Source organism: Arthrobacter sp. NEB 688 (assembly GCF_013201035.1).
Taxonomy (GTDB): domain Bacteria; phylum Actinomycetota; class Actinomycetes; order Actinomycetales; family Dermatophilaceae; genus Phycicoccus.
The window spans coordinates 1,783,730-1,799,771 of sequence record NZ_CP053707.1; the positions used below are offsets into that span (position 1 = coordinate 1,783,730).

The 16,042-nt window shown below is 74.5% G+C and carries 15 protein-coding genes; 9 read left to right on the top strand and 6 right to left on the bottom strand.

Annotated features, from left to right (window positions below):
• Positions 1-7: 7 nt before the first annotated feature.
• The gene (locus tag HL663_RS08445; protein WP_216842705.1) at positions 8-646 is read right to left on the bottom strand and encodes a hypothetical protein; all 639 of its coding nucleotides are present in this window, start codon (positions 644-646) and stop codon (positions 8-10) included.
• 215 nt (positions 647-861) lie between these two features.
• On the opposite strand from HL663_RS08445, the gene HL663_RS08450 reads away from it, so the two are divergent.
• From HL663_RS08450 to HL663_RS08460, 3 genes are all read left to right on the top strand, one after another.
• On the top strand, positions 862-2,298 hold the full coding sequence (locus tag HL663_RS08450; protein WP_173027913.1) for an HNH endonuclease signature motif containing protein: 1,437 nt from the start codon (positions 862-864) through the stop codon (positions 2,296-2,298).
• Between the two features lie 146 nt (positions 2,299-2,444).
• Positions 2,445-3,509 carry an HpcH/HpaI aldolase/citrate lyase family protein gene (locus HL663_RS08455; RefSeq protein WP_173030072.1) on the top strand — a complete coding sequence of 355 codons (1,065 nt, stop codon included), beginning with the start codon at positions 2,445-2,447 and terminating at the stop codon, positions 3,507-3,509.
• Positions 3,506-4,369, top strand: a complete 864-nt coding sequence (locus HL663_RS08460; protein ID WP_173027914.1) for an HpcH/HpaI aldolase/citrate lyase family protein — start codon at positions 3,506-3,508, stop codon at positions 4,367-4,369. The genes HL663_RS08455 and HL663_RS08460 overlap by 4 nt, the downstream gene beginning before the upstream one ends.
• Before the next feature lie 33 nt (positions 4,370-4,402).
• Here the strand turns inward: HL663_RS08460 and HL663_RS08465 are convergent, their stop codons facing one another.
• From HL663_RS08465 to HL663_RS08480, 4 genes are read right to left on the bottom strand one after another with little or no spacing between them, the layout of a single operon-like run.
• Positions 4,403-5,431, bottom strand: coding sequence for a saccharopine dehydrogenase (locus HL663_RS08465; RefSeq protein WP_173027915.1), 1,029 nt, complete (start codon positions 5,429-5,431; stop codon positions 4,403-4,405).
• 5 nt (positions 5,432-5,436) lie between these two features.
• On the bottom strand, positions 5,437-6,477 hold the full coding sequence (locus HL663_RS08470; protein ID WP_173027916.1) for a Gfo/Idh/MocA family protein: 1,041 nt from the start codon (positions 6,475-6,477) through the stop codon (positions 5,437-5,439).
• 9 nt (positions 6,478-6,486) lie between these two features.
• The gene (locus HL663_RS08475; RefSeq protein WP_216842706.1) at positions 6,487-7,281 is read right to left on the bottom strand and encodes an alpha/beta hydrolase; all 795 of its coding nucleotides are present in this window, start codon (positions 7,279-7,281) and stop codon (positions 6,487-6,489) included.
• A gap of 32 nt (positions 7,282-7,313) precedes the next feature.
• Positions 7,314-8,159: a serine protein kinase RIO gene (locus HL663_RS08480; RefSeq protein ID WP_173030074.1), complete on the bottom strand. Its 846-nt coding sequence runs from the start codon at positions 8,157-8,159 to the stop codon at positions 7,314-7,316.
• A 387-nt stretch (positions 8,160-8,546) separates the two neighbouring features.
• On the opposite strand from HL663_RS08480, the gene HL663_RS08485 reads away from it, so the two are divergent.
• The 4 genes from HL663_RS08485 to HL663_RS08500 all read left to right on the top strand — a co-directional run bounded on the left by HL663_RS08485 (position 8,547) and on the right by HL663_RS08500 (position 11,858).
• On the top strand, positions 8,547-9,746 hold the full coding sequence (locus HL663_RS08485) for an acyl-CoA dehydrogenase family protein (protein WP_173027917.1): 1,200 nt from the start codon (positions 8,547-8,549) through the stop codon (positions 9,744-9,746).
• Between the two features lie 71 nt (positions 9,747-9,817).
• Positions 9,818-10,405 carry a YflT domain-containing protein gene (locus HL663_RS08490; RefSeq protein WP_173027918.1) on the top strand — a complete coding sequence of 196 codons (588 nt, stop codon included), beginning with the start codon at positions 9,818-9,820 and terminating at the stop codon, positions 10,403-10,405.
• A 33-nt stretch (positions 10,406-10,438) separates the two neighbouring features.
• Positions 10,439-11,182: a PIG-L deacetylase family protein gene (locus HL663_RS08495; protein ID WP_173027919.1), complete on the top strand. Its 744-nt coding sequence runs from the start codon at positions 10,439-10,441 to the stop codon at positions 11,180-11,182.
• A gap of 4 nt (positions 11,183-11,186) precedes the next feature.
• Positions 11,187-11,858 (top strand): hypothetical protein, encoded by a 672-nt coding sequence (locus HL663_RS08500; RefSeq protein ID WP_173027920.1) that lies wholly within the window; start codon positions 11,187-11,189, stop codon positions 11,856-11,858.
• On the opposite strand, the gene HL663_RS08505 is transcribed toward HL663_RS08500, so the two are convergent.
• Positions 11,836-13,326, bottom strand: coding sequence for an aminopeptidase P family protein (locus HL663_RS08505; RefSeq protein WP_173027921.1), 1,491 nt, complete (start codon positions 13,324-13,326; stop codon positions 11,836-11,838). The genes HL663_RS08500 and HL663_RS08505 overlap by 23 nt on opposite strands.
• 91 nt (positions 13,327-13,417) lie before the next feature.
• Between HL663_RS08505 and HL663_RS08510 the strand changes: the two genes are divergently transcribed.
• Positions 13,418-14,491: a DUF2332 domain-containing protein gene (locus tag HL663_RS08510; protein ID WP_286176012.1), complete on the top strand. Its 1,074-nt coding sequence runs from the start codon at positions 13,418-13,420 to the stop codon at positions 14,489-14,491.
• A complete protein-coding gene (locus HL663_RS08515) occupies positions 14,488-16,023 on the top strand; it encodes a class I adenylate-forming enzyme family protein (protein ID WP_173027923.1) in 1,536 nt (511 codons plus the stop codon). Before HL663_RS08510 ends, HL663_RS08515 begins: the two co-directional genes overlap by 4 nt.
• The last annotated feature ends 19 nt before the right edge of the window (positions 16,024-16,042 follow it).

Sequence of the window (16,042 nt, forward strand, 5' to 3'; positions counted from 1 at the left end):
CGACAGGCTATCCGCCGTCGGGCGGGGTCGAGGACGGCTCGTGGGTCGTGTTCTCGGGGGTCGTGTTGCGGCGGGCGCCGGCCCGGCCGCGCCAGTGCCAGGGGCGCCGGCGGGCGGTCGCCGGGGCCGCGGGGCGGACGGGGGCGGCGCCGCTGCCGTCGTCGTAGTGGCCGGGCTGCTCGCCGGGGCGCCCGTGGGGGGTGAGGACGTGGAGGGTGTTGTGGTCGCGCCAGCGCTCGAGGACCTCCTCGGCGCTGCCCGGCGCGTTGAGCCGCTCGGGTCGCAGGACGGCCGCCGCCTGCTCCCACGCGTCGGTGCCCGGCTCCAGGGCGCGGGCGGTCGCGTGCATCGTCAGGAGGCGTCCGCCGGTGTCCTTGCTGCGCAGGACGAGCTCGACCTCGTCGGGCAGCCAGGGCAGGTGCTGCTCGCCCGGGCCGGAGACGACGTAGGCCGCCGGCCCCGTGCCCCGCTCGTCGCCGTCGTCGTGCCAGACGTGCCACACCGGGTGCGTCGTGCCCTCCGGGAGGCGCACCCAGAGCAGGCCGGACTTGGACGCCGCCTCGTTGACGAGCTTCGTCACGTCGACCCGTGGGGGAGCGGGTGGGACGGCGGTGTCCGGTGCGTCGGTGGTCGCCTCGTCGGGCATGGGTCGCACTCTCCCACACCGAGCGTGTGGCGGGCTCCCGGCGGACCTCCCGACCGCCTGCGTGGGTCGGGTCGTCGACGAGGTCAGGTCGCGCCCGGCGGCGCGTGCGGGCGCAGGCGCTCGGGACACGAGATCGTCTGTGGGGGAGTGATTTTGGTCGTCCACAGGTGCGCTTGGATGCTTGCCCGTCGAACGCGTGTTCGGTAGGATGGGGCATGGACACCGGGACCCTCTCCCGCCGCGTGACGGCGTTGCGCGAGGAGTGCGCGCGGCTGGGTCGTGAGCTGGTGGAGGGCGGTCACCGGTTGTCGGAGGACGAGGCGTTCGCGCTCGCGGGTGAGCTGCAGGGGTTGGTGAACGCAGCCGAGGGTGCGACGGCAGTGGCGGGGGCGTGGGGTGCGCGGTTCGAGCTGACGCTGATGGGCACGGAGCGGGTCCACCCGTTGGGGTTCATGGACCAGATGTCCGGGACGCAGATGTCCTTGGCGACGGGTGTGACGGAGGGTCTGGCCACGCGGAAGGTCTCGCTCGGGGCGGCGTTGGGTGGGTGCTTCCCGCGGCTGTTGGACCTGCTGCTGGGTGGTGAGGTGCCGGCGGCGTCGGCGCACAAGGTCATCGACGCGTGTGCCGGGCTGGACGTCGAGGCGTGCGAGCGGGTCGACGGAGCCCTGGCTCCTCGTCTGGCGGGGATGGACCCGGCGCGCGTGACGGGTGAGGCTCGCCGGGTGGCCTCCCGGGTGGCGGCGGACCAGGTCGCGGCGCAGGTGGCGCGGACGAGGAAGGGTCGGCGGGTGGAGGTGTGCCCGGGTGAGGACGGGTTGACCGAGTGGCTCGCCGCGTTGCCGACGGCCACGTCGAGCGCGATGTGGACGGCGGTCGAAGCGCTGGCCGGGGACTATCGCGCGCTCGACGACGCCCTGTCCCTGCCGGAGTCCCGCGCGGACGCCCTGACCGATCTCGTCCTCAGAAACGTGACGGTGTCCGCGCAGGTGACTCTCGGGGTGCCGGTGGTCACCGACCGGCCGGCGCCGGAGCCGGTGGCGGGGACGCGGTTTCGGGTGGAGTGGGACGACGACGACACCCTCGTCGACGCGACGACGGGTGAGTTCGTGCGGTACGGCGACCTGGACCCTCAGTCGCGGGAGGAGCTGTCGTGGCTCGAGGAGCCCGCCGACGACCCCAGCGACCACGCCGTCCTCCAGGCCGAGGTGACTCCCGGGTACGCCGTGTCCGGCACCCAGCTCCCCGGCCTGGGGTGGGTCGAGCCCGCCACCCTGGCCAACCTCTTGAAGCTGCTGCCGGTCGAGGTCGCCCGGGCCGTGCTCGAGGCGGGCAGTGGCACCCTGTCCTCCCTCACCACTGCGGCGTACCGGCCACCCAGGGCCGTCAGCGACTTCGTCGAGACTCGCGACGGGACGTGTCGGATGTGGGGCTGCACCCGCCCCGCCGCACGCTGCGACCTCGACCACGTCCGACCCTGGCCCGGCGGCAGCACGTCACCGGGCAACCTCGCTGCGCTCTGCCGACGCCATCACCGCCTCAAGCAACAAGGGCGTTGGCGACCGATCCTGGCACCGGACGGGACCGTCACCTGGCACGGACCCGACGGCGCCACCCGCACCACCGAACCCGCTCACCGCCTCTCCGGGTGAGCCGCGGCGGCGACCGTCACCCCTGCCCCTGAGTGCTCCGGGCCGGCCGCGGCGTGGGTCACACCGTGACGTGGCTCATGCGGGAGGCGCCCACCCCGCTGCTAGCGTCCGAGGCGACCGTGCACCCCGCCTCGGAAGGCTCGACGATGCGCAGCGCCAAGGACTTCTTCGCCCCCCTCGCCGTGGGGGCGCCGACGCCGCTCCGCGAGGTGCCGGCCCGCCCCGGCCGGATGATCCACTTCGTCGACCCGAGCAACCCGAAGATGGCCGCGAAGGTCCCGGACCTGGTCGGCACGGTCGACGTCCTCCTCGGCAACCTCGAGGACGCCGTCAAGGCCGAGAACAAGGAGGCGGCCCGCCAGGGGCTCGTCGACATCGCGCAGGCCACCGACTTCGGCGAGCACACCCAGCTCTGGACGCGCATCAACGCGCTCGACAGCCCGTGGGCCCTGGACGACCTCACGACGCTCGTCACCGAGATCGGTGACCGGCTCGACGTCGTCATGGTCCCCAAGGTGCAGGGGCCCGAGGACATCCACTACGTCGACCGGCTGCTCGCGCAGCTCGAGGCGAAGGCCGGCGTGACCCGCCCGATCCTCGTCCACGCGATCCTCGAGACCGCCCGGGGGATGGCCAACGTCGAGGCCATCGCCGGCGCGAGCCCGCGGATGCAGGGCATCAGCCTCGGCCCCGCCGACCTCGCGGCCGACCGCCGGATGAAGACGACGCGCGTCGGCGGGGGCCACCCCGGCTACCTCGTGCGCCGGGACCCGGTCGACGGCGACGTCGAGGGTCCGCGGCCGGTCTTCCAGCAGGACCTGTGGCACTACACGATCGCGCGGATGGTCGACGCCTGCGCGATGCACGGGATCTTCCCGTACTACGGGCCCTTCGGGGACATCAAGGACGTGGTCGCGTGCGAGGACCAGTTCCGCAACGCCTTCCTCCTCGGCTGCGTCGGGACGTGGACCCTGCACCCGGTCCAGATCGCCATCGCCAAGAAGGTCTTCAGCCCCTCGGCCGACGACGTCGCTCACGCCCGTCGGGTGCGGGCGGCGATGGGTGACGGCACCGGCGCCGTCATGCTCGACGGCAAGATGGAGGACGACGCGAGCCTCAAGCAGTGCCTCGTCATCCTCGAGCTCGCGGAGCGCCTGTCGGCCAACGACCCCGAGCTCGCCGAGCTCTACGCCGAGCGGAGCGACGCATGAGCGACACCTACCGTCCCCGCCGCTCGGTCCTCTACATGCCGAGCAGCAACGAGCGTGCCCTCGAGAAGGCGAAGACGCTGCCGGTCGACGGCCTGATCCTCGACCTCGAGGACGCGGTCGCCCCGGACGACAAGCCGAAGGCTCGCGAGAACGCCTGCGCCGCAGCGTCGTCCGGTGAGTACGGCCACCGCGAGGTGACCATCCGCGTCAACGGGCTCGGCACCGAGTGGCACGACGCCGACCTCGAGGCCGCCTGCGCGGCAGGCCCGGACGGCATCGTCGTCCCCAAGGTCGGCTCGGCACAGGAGGTTCGCGACCTCGTGGCCGCGATGGAGCGCCACGGCGTCCCCGACCGCACGCGTCTCTGGGCGATGGTCGAGACCCCCGGCGCCGTCCTCGACGCGCGCGCCATCGCGTCCGCCTCCGACCGGCTGGCCGTCCTCGTGCTCGGCACCAACGACCTCGTCAAGGAGCTCCAGGCGCGCTTCGTGCCCGGGCGCGCGCCCCTGCTGACGGCGCTGTCGACCGTCCTCCTCGCCGGCCGCGCGGCCGGTGTCGCGGTGCTCGACGGCGTGTTCAACGACGTCCGGGACGCCCGCGGCTTCGCGGCCGAGTGCCGCGAGGGACGTGACCTCGGCTTCGACGGCAAGACGCTCATCCACCCCGGTCAGGTCGACCCCTGCAACACCGCCTTCGCCCCGAGCGAGGAGGAGGTCGAGGACGCCCGCGGCCTGCTCGCCGCCTGGGAGGCCGGCGCCGGCCGCGGCGTCGTCACGCACCGCGGCCGGATGGTCGAGAACCTCCACGTCGAGGTCGCCCAGCGTGTCCTCGCGGTCGACGAGGTCGTCCGCGCCCGCTGACCGCCGGCCGGCGGGGCGGGCCGGCGTGCGTGCTCAGGCGGTGCGGACCGACTGCGCCTCGCGGTACGCGGCCTCCGCGGCGGCCCACGGCCCACGCCGCCCGGCCAGGGACGGCACGAGGGGCACGAGGTCGGCCGAGAAGGCGACGCTCGCCTCGCGCGGCAGGAGCGAAGGCAGGTTGTCGACGGCGATGACGTCGAGGGCGGGCTCGTCGGCCACGCGGCGGGCGGGCTCCTCCCACGACGTGATCGAGGTGTTGACCGGCACGAGGTTGTGCTCGGAGGTCACGTCGCACGTGACGTCGGCGACGACCCGCAGCTCGCGGTCCGCGTCGAGGTCCTCCGCGCGGACGAACGCCGGCTGCGGCGTCGTCGAGAGCACGCAGTTGACGAGCAGCTCGTGCTCGAGGATCGCCTCGTGGTCGAGGTCGCGGGTGTCCTCGCGGTCCCACCCGTCGAGGACGGTGCCGGCGCCGACGAGCGCGTCGAGGGCGCCGATCCCGCTGCGGCCCTGCGCGCCGATGACGAGGGCGGTCATCCCGTCGGCGCCGGCCGCGCGCACGAGGGCGTCGAGCTCGGCCTTCTCCATCGGGTGCAGCGGCTCCAGCCGCCCGCGCGCCGCGAGGACGCCGAGCGAGGCGCCGACGTAGCCCGCCCAGTAGCCGAAGGCGATGACGCGGCGGCCGTCGACGGTGAGGTACTCGAGGTCGAGCAGGCGCCCGCCGCCCGCCGTGAAGCGGCGCAGCAGCGCGTCGGCGCCGTCCTGGCCCTTGTAGGCGTGCCCGAAGAAGATGTGGGTGTGCCGCAGGGCGGCCGGCTCGTCCGGCAGCTCCTTGATGCCGAGGACGTGGGCGTCGTCGGGGGCGTCGACCCAGGAGCCGGCGGGCGCGACCTCGCAGCCCCCGGTGCGGTAGGCCTCGATGCCGAAGACGCGCTGCGGCGACTCCTCGACCGTGACCCGGACGCCGTCGGCGACGAGGCGCGCGGCGTCGTGCGGGACGAGCGGTGCACGGCGCTCGGTGGGACGGGTCTCGTGGCGCAGCCACAGGTGCGGTGACGACATGGTGCTCATTCTCCCGGGTAGACGACGCCGACCTGGTGGCGGACCTCGTCCATGACCCCCATGGCCCGCCGGGTTGCCTCCCACGGCACCGACCAGGTCTCCTGCCGCCCGGCGGCCACCGCCCGCGCGACCTCGGCCGCCTCGTAGCGGAAGCCGTGGTCGGGGTGCTCGGGCTCGAAGGTCTCGACGAGCGTCCCGGCGGGGTCGAGCAGCCGCACGGTGCTCGCCGAGCCGTAGAAGTGGCCGGGGCCGGTCAGCTCCAGGCGCCCGGCCGAGCCCGCGACGAGCGCGGCGCACGGCGTGGCGGCGGCCATCGTCGAGGTCATCCGGGCCAGCGTCGACCCCTTGACCGAGCTGATGCCGACGGTGACGTCGACCCCCTCGGGGCTCAGGGTCCCGCGCGCGGCGACGGCCCCGAGCTCACCGAGGACGTGGTCGACGAAGTGGATCGGGTAGACGCCGAGGTCGAGGAGCGAGCCGCCGGCGAGCTCGGGGTCCCAGAGGCGCTGCGGGCCGTCCGGCCACAGGAGCTGGCCGTGGTCGGCCTGGACGAGCACGACCTCGCCGATCGCGCCGGACTCGACGGTGCGCCGGACGACGTCGTACTGGGGCAGGTAGCGGCTCCACATCGCCTCGGCGGCGAGCAGGCCGTGCGCCTGCGCGGCGGCGAGCACCTCGTCGGTCTCGGTGCGGTTGCGGGCGAACGCCTTCTCGACGAGGACGTGCTTGCCGGCGGCCAGGGCGAGCAGCGCGTGCGCGTGGTGCTCGCTGTGCGGGCTCGCGACGTACACGGCCTCGACGTCCGGGTCGGCGACGAGCTCCTCGTACGAGCCGTACGCGCTCGCGACGTCGTGCCGCTGCGCGAAGGCCCGGGCCCGGTCGACCGACCGGGAGCCGACGGCGACGACGCTCGAGCGCGTGCCCTCGCGGACCGCGTCGGCGAAGACGTGGGCGATGCCCCCCGGGCCGATGACGCCCCAGCGCAGCGGAGGCGCCTCGAGCGGGTCGGGGGTCGTCGGCGGGGCGAGGGAGAGCGGCGACGGCATGGGTGAACCCTAGGCGCTCGCACGCCCGTCGAGCACCGAGCGGATCCAGCGCAGCTGCGGCCCGCCGTGCTCGCGCCAGTAGTCGCCGGTGTGGCCCCCCGCGTCGATGGCCACGCGTGCCGACGGCAGCGCCTCGCCGAAGGCCCGGTTCGCCGCGGCGAAGGAGTCGTCGCGGCCACAGGCCATCCGCACCGGGATGCGCCGGAGCACCCGGCGGCGGGCGGTGTCGAAGACGTCGTGCGCCTCGAAGTCCTCGCGGTCGTCGAAGGCCCCGGGCGCCGACGCCCCCGGCGAGGTCCACAGGGCCGCGCTGAGCGGTGCCACGGCGGCGACGCGCTCCGGCCCGAGGGCGGCAGCGAGCAGCAGCGAGCCGTAGCCGCCCATCGACCAGCCGAGGAAGGCGACCCGGTCGGTCGCGCCGTACGCGTCGGCGACGAGCGGGAGGAAGTCGTCGAGCACCATCGCGCCGGAGTCGGTGCCGTCGTCGCGCCGGTGCCAGTAGCCGTTGCCGCCGTCGACCGCCGCGACCGCCAGCCCGGTGGCGGCGACGTGGTCGTCGAGGTGCAGCAGGTCGAGCGCCTGCTCGCCGTGGCCGCCCTTGCCGTGCAGGACGACGACGGGCGGTCGGGCGACGGGCCGGTCGCGGGGCATCGCGAGGACCCACGGCAGGTCACGTCCCGGCACGTGCCGGGAGCGCAGGGTGCCGCGGCGCACCTCGACGTCGGAGCGCGAGCAGCCGGCCGCCGCCAGCGCCGCCCCCGACACCGCACCGGCGAGGACGCGGCGGCGGGAGGGGGTCGGCACGGCCTCAGGGTAGGCGCGCCGGCGCCCCGGCGTCAGAAGCGGGCGGTCGCCTCCGCGACGAGGTCGCCGACGAGCTCGCCCGCGTCGACGTCGAGGCCGCGCCGGACGAACCAGGTGGCCATCGTCGTCGCGTCGCGCTCGAGGAACTCGAACCCCTGCGGGTTGCCGATGACGTCGACGACCTGCGGCCAGTCGATGAGGACGAGGCGCTCCTCGTGGACGAGCACGTTGTACGGGCTGAGGTCGCCGTGGGTCCAGCCGTGGTGGGCGAGGGTCAGCATCACCGAGCGCAGCTGCTCGTAGAGCTCGCGCAGCAGCGCGGCGTCCGGGCGGGTCTGGACCAGCCGGGGCGCCGCGACCGGCGTCGGGCCGTCGAGGCTGCCGACGAACTCCATGAGCATCTCGGACTCGTCGAGCTGCACCGGGTAGGGCACCGGCAGCCCGAGCTCCCAGAGGCGCGCGAGCGCGGCGAACTCGGCGGCGGCCCACTGGCCGGCGATGACCTGCTTGCCGAAGTCGGTGCGCCGGGCCATCGCCCGCGACTCGCGGCTCTTGCGGACCCGGCGGCCCTCGAGGTAGCCGGCGTCGCGGTGGAAGAGGCGGTGCTCGCCGCTGCGGTAGCGCTTGGCGGCCATCGTCGAGACGGCGGCGTCGCCGGGGACCCAGCGGCGGACGACGTGGACGTCGGCCTCCTTGCCGGTCTTGAGCACGCCGAGGTCGGCGTCGACGGCGCCGAGGGCGGTGACGACCCAGCCCGGGCGGGGCTTCGGCCCGTGGGTCGCGCCGTCCCAGGAGGACCAGCGCTCGCCCTCGGGCGGGGCGTCAGGGGAGGTGTCGGTGGAGAAGGCGGCCTGCCGGTCGGGCAGGTGGAAGGGCATGTGGGACAACGGGGTGCTCCTGGTCGAGGAAGGGGGTGGGGGCCGGGGTGCGGCCCGTGACGGTCGTCGACATGTCGGCCTCCTCCTTCGCTCGGGAGCACGCGGATGCGCGCCTGCGTCCCAGCGTGGCCCAGCCGCCCGGGAGGCGCCACTGCATTTCCCACCGACCCCACCGGTATCGGGTGACCCGATACCGGTGCGCCTCACCCGGGAACCGTTCCGGGGTGAAGCGCGGCCGTATCGGGTGACCCGATACGCGTGTGACTCGGGCCGTGGGCGGCGTCACACGGTGGGGGGACTCACAGTCGACGGCCGTTCCGGGGCACCTCCGCCGCAGGCAGACTGAGCGGCGACACCACCGACCCACGCGAAGGCGGCGATCTGCGCATGTCCCGACTCCAGACCACCGACGGTCTCACCGAGGAGCAGCACGAGCTCATCAAGCTGGTCCGCGAGTTCGTCGACGAGCAGATCCTCCCCGTGGCGACCGAGCTGGAGCACAAGGACGAGTACCCGACGCAGATCGTCGAGGGCATGAAGGAGATGGGGATCTTCGGGCTGATGATCCCCGAGGAGTACGGCGGCCTCGGCGAGAGCCTGCTCACCTACGCGCTCGTCGTCGAGGAGATCGCCCGCGGCTGGATGAGCGTCAGCGGCATCATCAACACCCACTTCATCGTCGCGTACCTGCTGCTGCAGCACGGCACCGAGGAGCAGAAGCAGCGCTACCTGCCGCGGATGGCGACCGGCGAGGTCCGCGGGGCGTTCTCGATGAGCGAGCCGGGCCTCGGCTCGGACGTCGCGGCCATCCGGACCAAGGCGGTCCGGGGCGAGGACGGCGGCTGGACCATCGACGGCCAGAAGATGTGGCTGACCAACGGCGGCTCGGCCAACCTCGTCGCGGTGCTCGTCCGGACCGACCTCGGGGAGTCCTCCAGCCCGTACAAGAACATGACGACCTTCCTCGTCGAGAAGGAGTCCGGCTTCGGCGAGACGGCGCAGGGCGTCACGGTGCCCGGCAAGATCGAGAAGATGGGCTACAAGGGCGTCGACACGACCGAGCTCGTCTTCCAGGGCCACCGCACGAGCGACGCGCAGGTCCTCGGCGGGGTCCCCGGCCAGGGCTTCTACCAGATGATGGACGGCGTCGAGGTGGGCCGGGTCAACGTCGCCGCCCGCGCCTGCGGCCTCTCGCGGCGGGCCTTCGAGCTCGGCATCGCCTACAGCCAGCAGCGCGAGACCTTCGGCAAGAAGATCGCCGAGCACCAGGGCATCCTCTTCCGCCTCGCCGACATGGCGACCAAGGTCGAGGCGAGCCACCAGATGATGGTCAAGGCCGCCCGGCTCAAGGACGCCGGCCAGCGCAACGACCTCGAGGCGGGGATGGCGAAGTACCTCGCGTCCGAGAACTGCGCCGACGTCGTCGAGCAGTCCTTCCGCATCCACGGCGGCTACGGCTACTCCAAGGAGTACGAGATCGAGCGCCTCTACCGCGAGGCACCGATGCTGCTCATCGGCGAGGGCACGGCCGAGATCCAGAAGATGATCATCGGCCGCCGGCTCCTCGAGGACTACAAGGCCCGCTGACCCTCGGCACGGGCGGTCTCCGCCCAGCGGGCGCCCAGCCCGCGTCCAGCCGACGGTGACACACTGGTGCCATGAGCACCCAGCCGATGCGCCCGGGCCTGCGCGCCGCCCTGTCGCTGGAGTACCCGATGAGCCTCGGGGTCCACGACACCTACGAGGAGGCGCAGAAGGCCGTCGACTACCTGTCCGACCACGAGTTCCCGGTCCAGGACGTGATGATCGTCGGCACCGACCTCAAGCAGATCGAGCGGGTCACCGGCCGGCTCACGCAGGGCCGCGTCATCGGCGCCGGCGCCCTGTCCGGCATGTGGCTCGGCCTGTTCGTCGGGACGATCTTCGCGGTGTTCGACCCCAACGGGCTCAACTTCGTCAACATCCTCGGGACGGTCGTCTTCGGTGCGGTCTTCGGGATGATCTGGGCCTGGTTCGGCTACCGGCTGACGCGCGGCCAGCGCGACTTCACGTCGGTCAGCCAGGTCGTCGCGGCGAAGTACGAGGTGCTCGTCGAGCACCGCCACGTGACCCGCGGCCGCGAGCTGCTGACGCAGATGGACCCGATGAAGGCCGCGCAGGAGCAGGTCCGCCAGGCCCAGGAGGCCGAGCGGGCACGCCTCGCGACCGAGCACGGGCACCCGCAGCAGCAGCCGCCGCAGGCCTGACGCGCCGGGCGCCGTCGCGCGTATCGTCGGCCCATGGCTGACGAGCGCCCCGACCTCGCGCCCCTCGAGGGCCCCTTCACGTCCGTCCTCTGCGTCGTCGCGCACCCGGACGACATCGAGTACGGGACCGCCGCGGCCGTCCACCGCTGGGTCGGCGAGGGCGCGCGCGTCGCGTACTTCCTCCTGACCCGGGGCGAGGCCGGCATCGACACGATGGAGCCGGCCGAGGCCGGCCGGGTGCGGGAGGCGGAGGAGCGCGAGAGCGCCCGCCGCGTCGGGGTCGGGACGGTCGAGTTCGCCGGCTGGGCGGACGGGGCCGTCGAGCCCGGCGTGCCGCTGCGCCGCGAGATCGCCGCGGTGATCCGTCGCCACCGCCCCGACCTCGTCGTCGGGCAGACGTGGGCCGAGTTCTTCGGACCGAACATGGTCAACCAGGCCGACCACCGCGCGGTCGGCCTCGCGACGCTCGACGCGGTGGCCGACGCGGGCAACCGGTGGCTGCACCGCGACCTCCTCGACGAGGGTCTCGAGCCCTGGAACGGCGTCAAGGTCGTGGCCGTGGCAGGGGCGCCGCAGCCGACGCACGTCGTCGACGTCTCGGGCGAGCACTTCGAGGCGTCCGTGCACTCGCTCGAGGCGCACGAGGCCTACAACGCGGCTCTCCCGGACGACTTCCCGTCGCCGCGCGACCTGCTGCAGATGGTCCTCGGGGGCGCCGGGCAGGCGGTGGGCGTCGAGCACGCGTGGGCGGCGCAGGTCGTCATCGACCGGCGCTGACGCCGTGGCCGACGTGCGCCGGCTGACCGACGTCGCGGTCGGCGACTGGCTCGTGCAGCGGCTGGACCGTCGTCGCGACGCGTGGGGGACGGCCGGGTCGGCGGTGCCCACGGGCTTCCCCCGCGTGGTGCGCGTGCTGCACCCCGTGTGGGGTGGTGGTCGCTGGGCGGACGAGGCGGCGAGGACGGGCCGCACGATGCACCCGCTCGTCCAGTGGCGCTCGATCTCGGCCGACCACCTGGCCGGCCGGCCGTGCGAGGACGAGCCGGAGGAGGGGAGCATCCCCGCGGAGACGCTGGAGAGGGTGCTGCGGCACTGCCCGGCCCAGGGTGAGGTGGTGCACGCCGTGTGGGACGGCTTCGGCGCCGTGGACCCGCCGGGCCCGCTGCTGATCGGCCACGGGCGAGCCTTCGCGCTCTTCTCCGGACCCCGGGCAGCGGTCACCGACTGGCCGGGCCTGGACACCCCGTGGGGCCAGAGCGCCAACCTCGTCTGGCCGGCCGACCGCTCGTGGTGCCTGGCGACCGAGATCGACTGGGACTTCACGCTCGTCGCGTGCGCGGACGACGTGGCCGACGCCCTGCGCGCCGACCCGGGCCTGGAGACCTACGACGTCGCCGTGACCGACGACCTGACCTGGGCCGGCGACCGCGTCAACGGCCCTGGACGCGCCTGACCCACGCCTCGACGTCGGCCGAGCTGCGCGGCATCGCGGCCGAGAGGTTCTCGCAGCCGTCCTCGGTGACGAGCACGTCGTCCTCGATGCGGACGCCGATGCCGCGGAAGCGCTCGGGTGCCTTGAGGTCGTCGGACTTGAAGTACAGGCCGGGCTCGACCGTGAGGACCATGCCGGGGCGCAGCTCGGCGTCCATGTACTCCTCGCGGGTGGCGAGGGCGCAGTCGTGGACGTCGAGGCCGAGGTGGTGCGAGGTGCCGTGCACCATCCAGCGGCGGTGGTACTGGCCGTGCTCCTTGTCGAGGCTGTCCTCGACGGACACGCCCTCGGGCAGCAGACCCCACGCGTGGAGGTGCTCGGCGATGACGCGGATGGCGGCCGCGTGGACGTCGGAGAACTTGTTGCCCGGCTTGACGGCCGCGATGCCGGCCTCCTGCGCCGCGAAGACCGCGTCGTAGACCTCGCGCTGGGCGTCGGTGTACGTGCCGTCGGCGGGCAGGGTGCGGGTGATGTCGGCCGTGTAGAGGCTGTCGACCTCCACGCCGGCGTCGATGAGCACGAGCTCGCCGGCCGTGACCTCGCCGGTGTTCTTGATCCAGTGCAGCGTGTTGGCGTGGTCGCCGGCCGCGCAGATGGAGTCGTAGCCGACCCCGTTGCCGCGGTGGCGCGCCGTGAGGCCGAACGTGCCCTCGAGCCACCGCTCGCCGCGGGGGTCGCCGACGGCGTCGGGGAGGGCGGCGATCATCGCCTCGAAGCCCTCGTGCGTCGCGGCGACGGCCTCGCGCATCTGCTCGACCTCGTAGCCGTCCTTGCGCAGGCGCAGCAGCGAGACCTCGTGGGCCAGGGCGTCGTCGGACTCCTGCAGGCCCTCCTCGGCCGCGCCGTTGGCGACGCGGGCGGCGTCGAGGCGCGCGGTCAGCTCGGCGTCGGCGTCCCGGACGAGGCGGACGGTGACCTCGCCCGCGTCCTTGGCGACGGCGTCGACGAGACCGTCGACGTGGCGCGCGGTGAGGCCGAGCTCGAGCTCGACGTCCTCGAGGGTCGGGCGGGCGCCGACCCAGAACTCGCCGTAGCGGGCGTCCGCGAAGAACTCGTCGCTGTCGCGGTCGGCCAGCGGGCGGAAGTAGAGGACCGCCTCGTGGCCGCCCTCGTCGAGCGGCTCGAGGACGAGCACGGCGTCCGGCTCGCGGTCGGCCCCCAGGCCGGTCAGGTAGGCGAAGGCGGTGTGCGGGCGGAAGACGTAGTCGGTGTCGTTGCTGCGGACCTTGAGGCCACCGGCCGGCACGACGAGCCGCTGCTTCGGGTAGGCGGCGCTCAGCACGGCCCGACGCTCGGCGGCGGGGCCGGCCGCGGGCGAGGGCCCGGTGACGGTCGGGCGGCGCGGCGCCCAGTCCTCGCGGATGAAGGCCCGCAGCTCGTCGGTGGTCGCTCGCGCGCGGTTGTCGGCCTGCTTCTGCTCCTCGCTCACCCGCCCCATGCTGCCACGGACGCCGACGTCGCCGTGCGGGCCGGGTGGGCAGCGTTTGCGGGGCCCGGCCGGGCGTTGCCACACTCTGCCCGTGGCAGCACAGCAGGCGGCGTCGGGCCGCGAGACCGGCGGTGGTCCCACCCTCGCCGACCGCTTCCGGGAGCACTTCGGCGGGCGCGACCACCTCTACGGGGTGCTCCTCGCCGAGATGGCCGACGACTGGGAGGAGGGCGGCGTCACCCGCGAGCTCTTCGAGGGCTGGGAGGGCGCCGAGCCGCGCCAGTTCGTCCAGCTGCGGCTGCTCGCCGGTCTCTTCCGCATCGTCCTGCGCGGCGACGCACCGCAGCTCGTGCCCTTCTACCCGGTGCTCGGCGGCGACGCCGACCCCGAGGAGGCCTGGGCGGCCGTCCGGCCGGTGCTCGCCGCGCACGTCGAGGAGCTGCGGGCCTCACTCTCGGACGTCCCGCAGACGAACGAGCCGGCCCGCACCGTGGCCCTGCTCGTCGGCATCTCCGAGGCCGTCCGGCGCACCGGCCTGCGGCGCGTCCGGCTGCTCGAGCTCGGGGCGTCGGCGGGCATGGGCCTGCAGGTCGACCGCTACCGCTTCGAGGGCGACGGCTGGAGCGCCGGCCCGGAGGACGCGCACCTCGTCATCCACGCCTGTGGCGCAGCGGGTTTCGACCCCCAGCCGTTCCAGGTCGTCGAGCGCCGCGGCTGCGACCTCGCCCCGGTCGACGTCTCGACCCCGGAGGGCGAGGCGCACATGCGCTCGTTCGTCTGGCCGTGGATGCTCGACCGCCACCTGCGCTTCGACGGCGCGCTCGACGTCATGCGGCAGCACCCGGTGACGGTCGACGCCGCACCGGCCGGGGCCTGGCTCGCCGAGCAGCTGACCGTGGCGCCGCCCGAGGGCGTGCTCACCGTCGTGTGGCACTCGGTGACCCGGGTGTACTGGCCCGTCGAGGAGGCGCGGGCGGTCGACGCCGCGCTCGCCGACGGCCGCACGCGGATGCCCGTCGCGCACGTCTCGATGGAGACGCCGTGGTCCGCGTGGGAGGCGGCGATGGCCCGGCCGCTGCCGCGGCTGCCGCGCATCGAGGTCGACGGGGACCTGCTCGGCACGTGCGACCACCACGGGCCGCCGGTGCAGCTCGAGCGGCGGTGAGCGACCCGCTGCCGCCCGGCCCGGTCAACCTCGCCCGGACCTGCCTCGGCCCGGCGCCGTACCGACCGCCGGACGGCCTCGGGCTGGTCGTCACCCACGACCTCGACGACCCGTCGGCGGGCGAGGAGCGGTGGACGTGGGGCGAGCTGGCCGACGCCGTGCTCGGGGTGGCGGCGGGGCTGCTCGCGGCGGGGATCGCGCCGGGGGACCGGCTCGTCCTGCGGCTCGGCGACACGAGCGACTTCGCGCTGGCCTTCTTCGGGGCCGCCGCCGCGGGAGTGGTCCCGGTGCCGACGTCGGACCAGCTGACCGCCGACGAGGTGGCGTTCGTGGCGGCCGACTGCGGCGCCGTGGCGCTCGCGGTGGCCCCCGGGCTCGAGGTGGCGACGACGCTGCCCGTGGTCGGGCCGGCCGACCTCGCCCGGTGGCGCGCCGGTGGCGCCCGGGCGGACTGGGCCGCGACCGCGCCCGACGACCCGGCGTTCCTCGTCTACACGTCGGGGACGACGGGGCGGCCCAAGGGGGTCGTGCACGCACACCGGTCGGCGTGGGGCCGCCGGCCGATGCACGCGGGGTGGCTGGGCATCGGGCCGGGCGACGTCGTCCTGCACGCCGGCTCGTTCACGTGGACCTACACGCTCGGGGTGGGGCTCACCGACCCGTGGTCGGTCGGTGCCACGGCGGTCGTGCACAGCGGGCGACGCGACCCCGCCGCCTGGCCCCGACTCGTGGAGCACTGCGGCGCAACGGTGTTCGCCGCGGTTCCCGGCGTCTACCGCCAGCTGCTGGCGCGCTGGGCGGGTGCGCCGCTCGACGCACCCGACGGGCCGCTGCGGTCGCTGCGGCACGCCGTGACGGCGGGGGAGGCGCTGACCCCCGACCTCCTCGAGCAGTGGCGGGCGCGCACGGGCCTGGAGCTGTTCGAGGCGCTCGGGATGAGCGAGGTGTCGACGTTCGTGTCGTCGGGGCCGTCGACGCCGGTACGCCCCGGAAGCCCCGGGCGGGCCCAGCCCGGCCGGCGCATCGCCGTCCTGCCGGTCGAGGGCGGCGAGGTCCCCCTGCCGGTGGGGGAGGCGGGGCTGCTGGCCGTCCACCGCAGCGACCCCGGGCTGATGCTCGGCTACTGGGACCGCCCCGAGGAGGACGAGTCCGTCCGGCGCGGAGACTGGTTCGTCAGTGGCGACCTCGTCCACCTCGACGACGACGGCTACGTGCACCACCACGGCCGCGCCGACGACGTCATGACCTCGATGGGCTACCGGGTCTCACCGCAGGAGGTCGAGGCCGTCCTCGTGCGCCACCCGGCCGTGGCCGAGGCGGCGGTCACGGAGGTGCCCGTGCGCGACGGCGTGCGCATCGTCACGGCGTTCGTCGTGCCGGCCCCGGGGCAGCACGTGGACGAGGAGTCGCTGCTCGCGTTCGCCGCGGAGCACCTGGCCCGGTACAAGTGCCCGCGGGCGGTCCGGGTCGTGGAGCGGCTGCCCCGGACGCCGAACGGCAAGGTCGTCCGACGAGCCCTGGCGGAGGGCTGAGCGCCGAGCGTCGCTGCGG

Bases quoted from the DNA above. Each gene is read 5' to 3' on its own strand.
- HL663_RS08450 (WP_173027913.1), top strand. From the start codon at position 862: ATGGACACCGGGACCCTCTCCCGCCGCGTGACGGCGTTGCGCGAGGAG.
- HL663_RS08470 (WP_173027916.1), bottom strand. From the start codon at position 6,477: ATGCCGTCGCCGCTCTCCCTCGCCCCGCCGACGACCCCCGACCCGCTC.
- HL663_RS08445 (WP_216842705.1), bottom strand. From the start codon at position 646: ATGCCCGACGAGGCGACCACCGACGCACCGGACACCGCCGTCCCACCC.
- HL663_RS08490 (WP_173027918.1), top strand. From the start codon at position 9,818: ATGAGCACCCAGCCGATGCGCCCGGGCCTGCGCGCCGCCCTGTCGCTG.
- HL663_RS08495 (WP_173027919.1), top strand. From the start codon at position 10,439: ATGGCTGACGAGCGCCCCGACCTCGCGCCCCTCGAGGGCCCCTTCACG.
- HL663_RS08485 (WP_173027917.1), top strand. From the start codon at position 8,547: ATGTCCCGACTCCAGACCACCGACGGTCTCACCGAGGAGCAGCACGAG.
- HL663_RS08460 (WP_173027914.1), top strand. From the start codon at position 3,506: ATGAGCGACACCTACCGTCCCCGCCGCTCGGTCCTCTACATGCCGAGC.
- HL663_RS08465 (WP_173027915.1), bottom strand. From the start codon at position 5,431: ATGTCGTCACCGCACCTGTGGCTGCGCCACGAGACCCGTCCCACCGAG.
- HL663_RS08455 (WP_173030072.1), top strand. From the start codon at position 2,445: ATGCGCAGCGCCAAGGACTTCTTCGCCCCCCTCGCCGTGGGGGCGCCG.
- HL663_RS08480 (WP_173030074.1), bottom strand. From the start codon at position 8,159: ATGCCCTTCCACCTGCCCGACCGGCAGGCCGCCTTCTCCACCGACACC.